Source organism: Bradyrhizobium sp. WBOS08 (assembly GCF_024585125.1).
Classification (GTDB): Bacteria; Pseudomonadota; Alphaproteobacteria; order Rhizobiales; family Xanthobacteraceae; genus Bradyrhizobium; species Bradyrhizobium japonicum_B.
This window is the reverse complement of record NZ_CP028988.1, coordinates 6,618,795-6,625,960: the sequence shown is the minus strand read 5'-3', so window position 1 is coordinate 6,625,960 and position 7,166 is coordinate 6,618,795. Positions and strand designations below refer to the sequence as shown.

Here is a 7,166-nt window from a genome sequence, read left to right as displayed (position 1 = left end):
ACGTCGGTGCTCAAGGCACAGGTGGGCAAGGCTGCTCCCGGCGGATCGGCCCGCACGGCCAGTCTACTCCAAAAGGCCGTCTCGAACCTCTCAAGGGTACAGGGTGGGCAAAGCGAAGCGTGCCCACGGACTTTTGCCGACTCATCCGAAGATCGTGGGCACGGCGCATTGCGCCTTTGCCCACCCTACGAGGCTGTGAATCTTTTGTACCGCGCGTCGGGCGAATGTGATTCTCTGGGCAGACTGATCTGCTGGAGAGAATGATGGCTGACGACGGACTTTTTGGCGAATTGCCGGAGCAGGGGCGCGGTTCCTACGTCGGTGCTCAAGGCACAGGTGGGCAAGGCTGCTCCCGGCGGATCGGCCCGCACGGCCAGTCTACTCCAAAAGGCCGTCTCGAACCTCTCAAGGGTACAGGGTGGGCAAAGCGAAGCGTGCCCACACCTTTTGCGATAGAGAGAGATGGTGGGCACGGCGCAAGAGCGCCTTTGCCCACCCTCATATGGGGGTTTGTGAGTCAAGGCCTGTCGATTGGCTTGAGTGAGTTTGGCACGGTGCGAGGGCGGCGCGCGGAGCCATGCGTAGCGCAGCGCGACGACCGTGATCCGGGCGAGGATTGGCTTCCGAAGATTTATGCAGCTCACTGCATCACCTGTGTCGGACCGCTCCCGTACGTTGGCGCTAATGACTCGCACGGGCGATGAGGAGGAACGGCGCTAATGACTGACGACAAGATGCTGGCGCGCATCGCCGCGCTGCTGCGTCAGGCGGAAGGCACCGACAACTCCCACGAGGCCGACGCGTTCATGTCGGCCGCGCAGCGGCTCGCGACGGCCGCGTCCATCGACCTCGCGGTGGCGCGCTCCCATTCGGCCCAGCGTTCGGCCGCGCAGGCCCCGACGCAGCGCACCATCACCATCGGCGCGGCGGGCACCAAGGGGTTGCGGACCTACGTTCAGCTCTTCGTGCTGATCGCCGCGGCCAACGACGTGCGGTGCGACGTCGCGTCCAATTCGACGTTCGTCTACGCCTACGGGTTTGCCGAGGACATCGACGCCAGCCACGCCCGATATTGACGGTGTACTTTGCCCGGCAGCGTAGCCTGCGCGGCCAGCAGCTGATTAAAATCATCCCGAGCGCTGAGCGCTTCCAGCATCGCTCTGGTGGCGTTATAAAATAAGGCCGTGCGCAGCAAAAACTTAAAGCGGTAATTTTTTTGCCGCCAGATGGGGGCAGGTGTCAATCTGCCCATCACCAGATCGGCAATAAGATGCGAGCGCGGCGCTAGCACGCCGGATGAATGCAGGCTATTGTCTGTCACGATAAACACCTCGTTGTGATTTCCCCCTATTTTAAAGCGAGCCACTGACAAGCTTAATCCTCTGGCGGACTATATTTGCCGTCTGTTTAAAATTGATTGAGGTGTAAATTAAATTCCGTGGACCTTTGCTGGAATTACCTATAATTACCGCTGAGAGGTAATTATACGTCGTGGCCGGCGCGAGTCAGCTGCTGGGCAGCGGCCAGACCGGCCGGTCCGGAACCGACGACGGCGACCTTCTTGCCGGTCTTCACGTCCGGGATCATCGGCTTGACCCAGCCCTGGTCGAAGGCGTTGTCGATCAGCTCGACCTCGACCTGCTTGATCGTCACCGGGTCCTGGTTGATGCCGAGGACGCACGACGCCTCACACGGCGCCGGGCACAGCCGCCCGGTGAATTCCGGGAAGTTGTTGGTGGCGTGCAGGCGCTCGATGCCGTCGCGCCAGCGGTCCCGGTACACCAGGTCGTTCCACTCGGGGATGAGGTTCCCGAGCGGACAACCGTTGTGGCAGAACGGGATACCGCAGTCCATGCAGCGCGAGGCCTGGACCTGCAGGGTCTCCTTGGAGAACTCCTCGTAGACCTCGCCGACGACCTTCGTTCTGGTGATGGCATTCGGCGGTGCCCTCGGCGCTGCTGGCATCAATGTTCCCTTCGTTGAAACCGGCATCGCGCTTTCCGTCGTCGTCCTCGGCGCCGTCGTCGCGCTTAACGTCAAGGCGCCGCTGGCCGCAGCAGTCGGCCTCATCGGTCTCTTCGCCATCTTCCACGGTCATGCACATGGCGCCGAAATGCCGGAAAATGCCGCCGGTGTCGCCTATGCCGCCGGCTTCATGATCGCAACCGCACTGCTGCATGTCGCCGGCCTAGCGCTTGGTTACCTCATCGGCCGCGCCGGTGAACGGCAGGGGCGGGGCATATTCGTGACGCGCACGGCCGGCGGCATTGCCGCCGTTGCCGGCGTCGGCCTTCTGGCCGGCTTGATTTGAGCCTGACGGCAGTTCTGAGCGGGCTTAATTATGCGTTATTAGCTCCTATTCCTTATTATTTTTTCGATAAAAAATATAATAAGTCACCTCCAAATAATTTTATACTTACTATATTACTGTATTATTTACACCATAAAACACTCATATCTAAATACCTTTAGTTATAAATATATATCTGAAAATTCTATATTGGTAGTTTGAACAAGTCTATTATCAGTCATTAAATCAATCATCGGTTTTTCATTTTTTTCTTCTATTACTTTCTCATTAGGAAGTAATATTTTAAAAGTTGTACCTTTGCCTAAATTACTTTTTACACTTACACTCCCCCCTAGTGCTTCAACAAATCTCTTTACCAATGACAAACCTATACCTGTTCCTTCTGCCTGCCTTGATAAAGAACTCTCTACCTGCCCAAATCTTTCAAATATTACATCTATCTTATTTGAATCAGAGATGGTTAATAATAACTTACCATATATAAAAGGAGTAACGTATGTTGCTAATCTAACTCCATATATTGAAAGAAAGTTGTACTGCGTAAATATGGCACATGCAGCTACAGCTTATCTTGGATTTTTAAATGGAGAAAAAACTATTCAAGATACTTTGAAAAGTCATGTGATTGAATCTATTGTAAAAGGTGCACTTAATGAAACAGCACAATATTTTATTAAAGAATATGATATTTCTTTGGAGGAAATAAATATTTTTATGGAAAAAATTTTATTACGTTTTAAGAATAAAAATATAAGTGATGATATTCTACGTGTAGGTAGGTCTCCAGTTAGAAAATTAGGAATGAATGAAAGACTTGTGGGACCAACTTTAAAATTATATGAGAAAGAATATCCAGTTAAATATATGGCAATGTTAGTACGTTACCCTGACCGAAGGGCGTAACCGCGAAGTGCGTCGCCTGTGGGAAGCGGTCGGCGTGCAGGTCAGCCGTCTGATCCGCGTGCGCTACGGCGATATTCTGCTGCCGAAAGGCCTGCCGCGCGGCGGCTATACCGAGCTGGACCTGGCGCAGACCAACTACCTGCGCGAGCTGGTGGAGCTCACGCCGGAAACCAGCTCTAAGGTTGCCGTCGAGAAAGACCGTCGGCGGTTGAAAGCCAATCAGATCCGTCGGGCGGTGAAGCGTCACAGCCAGACCAGCGCTAATCCGCGCCAGGGTAACAACAGCAACCGTCGTTCCAGTACTCGTAATAAGACTAACGGTTAATGTTATGCGTTCCGGTGACTTGCCGCCGGAACGCGTACTTCCTTCCGCGCTATCAGGCCCTCAGTAGTCTATCCCCATCTGCGCTTTAATCCGAACTAACGATTGAACATACTTAGCCATCCTTTCGATATCTTCCACTCTATTGTATACGAAGTAAACTTGGCCGCCTCTACCTATTTCCCTAAGAATTGCGTCTCTTATAAGCTGATCATTTTGTTCAACAACATATGTTTGGACAGGGTATCTTTCTTCTGGTGGTGTTTCTATGACTGAAATATCCCTAACTCCACTTAGCGACATATGCAGGGTTCTAGGAATTGGAGTTGCACTTAGAGTTAAAACATCAACATTTTTCTTAATTCCCTTAATCTTTTCTTTTTGCTTAACTCCAAACCTTTGCTCCTCGTCTACTATTAATAAGCCCAGATCTTTAAATTGAATGTCTTTAGATACCAATCTATGAGTACCTATTAAAATATCTAAATTACCTTCCTTCACCTTTTGAAGTATTTCTTTTTGCTGTTTCGCCGTCCTAAACCCCCTCAGCCGCCTCGGCCTGGCGCGCGCGAGCCAACTTCTGAAGACCCTGCCGAGCATCCAGGATGCGGAGATGCCCAGGGTCCTCGGGCAGATGCTGCTGATCAGCCAGCACGCCATGCAGCAGGCCAGCGGCCTGTTCGGCGCGCGTCTGGCCAGGCTCTGGCAGGAAATTCACTGGGGCAGCCTGCTGACCATGGCTCCGGTCTGGGCGCTGGCCAACGCCCGCCCGCAGCTGCTGGAGCAATGGCAGCAACGCGTGCTGGTACAAGGCGAACCGACCCTGCGAGTAGAGCGCGAACTGCTCGGCATGCGCCTGCTGCCGATCTGCCTGGCGCTGGCCGAACTCTGGCGGCTACCGCAGTGGGTCATCCAGGGCTATCGCCTGCTCGCCTGCGACCGTCGCCTGCTGGTTCGAGCCCTGCGTATCGCCCGCGACCATCAGTCGCCGGTGTACGGCCAGATGAACGAGCCGCCGGGCAACCGTCTGCGCGTCGCCCTGACCGGCCTGACCATGGCCGAGTACTTCCGCGACGAGAAGGACGAAAACGGCAAGGGCAAGGACGTCCTGCTGTTCGTCGACAACATCTACCGCTACACCCTGGCCGGTACCGAAGTGTCGGCACTGCTGGGCCGCATGCCGTCCGCCGTCGGTTACCAGCCGACCCTGGCCGAGGAAATGGGCGTCCTGCAGGAGCGCATCACTTCGACCAAGAACGGTTCGATCACCTCGATCCAGGCCGTCTACGTTCCCGCGGACGACCTGACCGACCCGTCGCCGGCAACCACCTTCGCCCACCTGGACTCGACCGTTACCCTGTCGCGTTCGATCGCCTCGCTGGGTATCTACCCGGCCGTCGATCCGCTGGACTCCACCAGCCGCCAGATGGACCCGCTGGGTGACGACATGGTAGAGCCTGCCGCCCACCAGACCGAACGGAACCGCGAAGACGGCGATGTCGGTGACCGCCCCCTTGCGTCCCCCGCGTGCCACCCACCGTCGCTCCGCCCAGACGATCGCGACGATGATCCCGGCGATGATGCACAGCGCGTAGGCGCGGATGGGGATCGGCCCGAGAAACCACACCCCCCAGTCGGGACTGGGGATGTTGGCCAGGTGGGTGATCGCCGGTTGCGGCAGAGCGACAGTCACGCACCCAAGGTAACGGGCCCCCGAAACGTGCCCGCCGGGGGCTCCGGATCACCCGCCCGCGGGTTCCGGCGAGGCGGTTCGCACTCCCCGGCCGAGTTCTCCCGCGAAGGCACGCACCCCGGCCTGCCCTTCCCGCTCGGCACGGGTGACGAAGGCCGAGCCCACGAGACTGCAGCTACGTGGAAGCCGCTGCGGCGATCCCGCGCATTGTCGACAAGCTGGCGATGATGGGCATCGACGTGCCGCTGATCGGCGATTTCCACTACAACGGCCACCAGCTGCTGACCGCCGAACCGGCATGTGCCGAAGCACTGGCCAAGTACCGCATCAACCCGGGCAACGTCGGCTTCGGCAAGAAGAAGGATCTGCAGTTCGCCCAGCTGATCGAATTCGCCATCCGTTACAACAAGCCGGTGCGCATCGGCGCCAACTGGGGCTCGCTGGACCAGGCCCTGGCGGCGAAGCTGATGGACGAGAACAACCTGCGCGAACAGCCCTGGGACGCCGGCCGCGTGCTGCGCGAGGCGCTGATCCGCTCGGCGCTGGATTCGGCCGAGCAGGCGGTGGAGCTGGGCCTGCCGCGCGATCGCATCGTGCTGTCGGCCAAGGTCAGTGGCGTGCAGGAGCTGATCGCGGTGTACCGCAGCCGGCCGCCTTCAGCACCGGGGCCAGCATGTTGCGGAAGAACGCTGAGTCGTCGACCAGCAGCACCGACTGCGAGTGCAGCGACGGCTTCATCTCCTTGCGGGTGAACCAGTCGGAGAACGCCATCGGGAGGAAGTGGCCGACGTCGATCACCTCGGTGGCCTGGCCCTTGATCACGGCCGAGCCCAGGATGCCGGAGGAGGAGCCGCCGACCTCGATGTTGAGGCGTTCCTCGACGATGTCGATGATCTCGTCGACGACGAGGCCCATGGAGCGGCCGTCGTCGGCGAACACCAGGATCGGCTGGGCGCCTTGGCTGGCGATGGTGACGCCTTCCATGGCAACGAGCGGCATCAGCTGCTCGCGGTACTGCACCATGTAGCGACCGTTGGAGAACTCGATCTTGTCGGCGGGCAGCTCTTCCAGGCGGGTGACGAGGCCGAGCGGGACCGCCTTGGGCTGCGAGGAGCCGGCGCGGAACACGAGCAGCGAAGTGGTCTGCTCGCCCGAGCCGATGTGATGAGCGCCGTTCTCGTCGCCCATGTCATGGGCCGAGGAGCCGGCGGCGCCGAGCGCCTTGGCAATGCCGTTGGGGTCGATGATCATGATGACGGCGCCATCGCCCAGGATGGTGTTGCCGGGCTACGGCACCGTGCCTGTGTCGGCCTCTGTCAATCCCGCTCGTCAAAAATATTCCACTTTACCGAAATTCGGTTTTGACGTATGTGTCGTCCATCCCGGCTCAACCAAGAGGGGCGATCTCGAGGTCGTCTTGATCGCGAGCCGGGCTTGCGGTGGACGCGGCAGCGTCGGCACGAGAGGTGCGGGCAGGGCGGGTAGTCCCTGTGAGCCCGTGGCCGCGTGCGGACGAACGGCGCTGCTAGGCTTCGTCTCGCCTGTAAGTTTCCGGCTTCGTCGACGGGGCCCGGGAATACTGCGGGTGAAATGGCGGGCCGTGCGTACGGCAAAACCGTGTGGTCCTGGCCGTCGTTGCTACGGTCAAGCTTCCGCGGAGGTGCGAGCGAGCCCAACCGGGCAGACTGCATCATCCAATTCGCGGGGCGAGGGAGGCCAGAGGGAAAGTTCGGCTCCCAGGAGAGCACGGCATAAGCCGTCCGACCACCGCGCAGGGAAGGCCGAGTGATCGGCACCACCTGTATGCTGCTGTGCGGTTCTTCCTGCGTGTGCATTTTCGCGCAGCGGACCGCGGGTGCGTTGTCAGCACCCGGCCTTCCCTGCGCCCTCTTGGCTTTGAGGGTGGAGAGGCAAGCAAAGCTCGGGCGAAACGCGCC

At 58.5% G+C, this 7,166-nt stretch carries 6 protein-coding genes and 6 pseudogenes; 6 read left to right on the top strand and 6 right to left on the bottom strand.

All coding sequences use genetic code 11. From position 1 onward, the window contains the following. Positions 1–719: 719 nt before the first annotated feature. Entirely contained in the window at positions 720–1,076 is a 357-nt protein-coding gene (locus DCM80_RS31205; RefSeq protein ID WP_373569378.1) for a DUF2786 domain-containing protein, read from the top strand. Here DCM80_RS31205 and DCM80_RS31200 read toward each other — a convergent pair. Further along, positions 1,031–1,321 (bottom strand): DUF535 family protein, encoded by a 291-nt coding sequence (locus DCM80_RS31200; protein ID WP_373569377.1) that lies wholly within the window; start codon positions 1,319–1,321, stop codon positions 1,031–1,033. The genes DCM80_RS31205 and DCM80_RS31200 overlap by 46 nt on opposite strands. Before the next feature lie 164 nt (positions 1,322–1,485). Then, positions 1,486–1,965, bottom strand: a pseudogene (gltD, locus tag DCM80_RS31195) (glutamate synthase); the annotation flags it as partial. Here gltD and DCM80_RS31190 point away from each other — a divergent pair. Next, positions 1,910–2,311: pseudogene (locus DCM80_RS31190) on the top strand (HupE/UreJ family protein); the annotation flags it as partial. The pseudogenes gltD and DCM80_RS31190 overlap by 56 nt on opposite strands. 161 nt (positions 2,312–2,472) lie before the next feature. Here the strand turns inward: DCM80_RS31190 and DCM80_RS31325 are convergent. Beyond that, complete coding sequence (locus DCM80_RS31325) at positions 2,473–2,742, bottom strand: ATP-binding protein (protein WP_373569425.1); 270 nt, start codon at positions 2,740–2,742, stop codon at positions 2,473–2,475. Positions 2,743–2,767: 25 nt separating this feature from the next. Between DCM80_RS31325 and DCM80_RS31185 the strand changes: the two genes are divergently transcribed. Together DCM80_RS31185 and DCM80_RS31180 are read left to right on the top strand one after the other, a co-directional pair. After that, positions 2,768–3,214, top strand: coding sequence for a hypothetical protein (locus tag DCM80_RS31185; protein ID WP_373569424.1), 447 nt, complete (start codon positions 2,768–2,770; stop codon positions 3,212–3,214). Positions 3,215–3,248: 34 nt separating this feature from the next. Further along, positions 3,249–3,539 (top strand): hypothetical protein, encoded by a 291-nt coding sequence (locus tag DCM80_RS31180; RefSeq protein ID WP_257195152.1) that lies wholly within the window; start codon positions 3,249–3,251, stop codon positions 3,537–3,539. A 60-nt stretch (positions 3,540–3,599) separates the two neighbouring features. Here the strand turns inward: DCM80_RS31180 and DCM80_RS31175 are convergent, their stop codons facing one another. Beyond that, entirely contained in the window at positions 3,600–4,136 is a 537-nt protein-coding gene (locus tag DCM80_RS31175; protein WP_373569376.1) for a DEAD/DEAH box helicase, read from the bottom strand. A 376-nt stretch (positions 4,137–4,512) separates the two neighbouring features. On the opposite strand from DCM80_RS31175, the pseudogene DCM80_RS31170 reads away from it, so the two are divergent. After that, positions 4,513–4,971 (top strand): annotated as a pseudogene (locus tag DCM80_RS31170) (F0F1 ATP synthase subunit beta); the annotation flags it as partial. A 63-nt stretch (positions 4,972–5,034) separates the two neighbouring features. Here DCM80_RS31170 and DCM80_RS31320 read toward each other — a convergent pair. Beyond that, positions 5,035–5,163 (bottom strand): annotated as a pseudogene (locus tag DCM80_RS31320) (prolipoprotein diacylglyceryl transferase); the annotation flags it as partial. A 248-nt stretch (positions 5,164–5,411) separates the two neighbouring features. Between DCM80_RS31320 and DCM80_RS31165 the strand changes: the two are divergent. Next, a pseudogene (locus DCM80_RS31165) lies at positions 5,412–5,870 on the top strand (flavodoxin-dependent (E)-4-hydroxy-3-methylbut-2-enyl-diphosphate synthase); the annotation flags it as partial. Here the strand turns inward: DCM80_RS31165 and DCM80_RS31160 are convergent. Continuing rightward, positions 5,851–6,513 (bottom strand): annotated as a pseudogene (locus DCM80_RS31160) (chemotaxis protein CheW); the annotation flags it as partial. The pseudogenes DCM80_RS31165 and DCM80_RS31160 sit on opposite strands and share 20 nt — an antisense overlap. Positions 6,514–7,166 lie beyond the last annotated feature (653 nt).

Coding starts and splice junctions, on each gene's coding strand:
- DCM80_RS31185 (WP_373569424.1), top strand. CDS start 2,768: ATGGTTAATAATAACTTACCATATATAAAAGGAGTAACGTATGTTGCT.
- DCM80_RS31175 (WP_373569376.1), bottom strand. CDS start 4,136: ATGCTCGGCAGGGTCTTCAGAAGTTGGCTCGCGCGCGCCAGGCCGAGG.
- DCM80_RS31205 (WP_373569378.1), top strand. CDS start 720: ATGACTGACGACAAGATGCTGGCGCGCATCGCCGCGCTGCTGCGTCAG.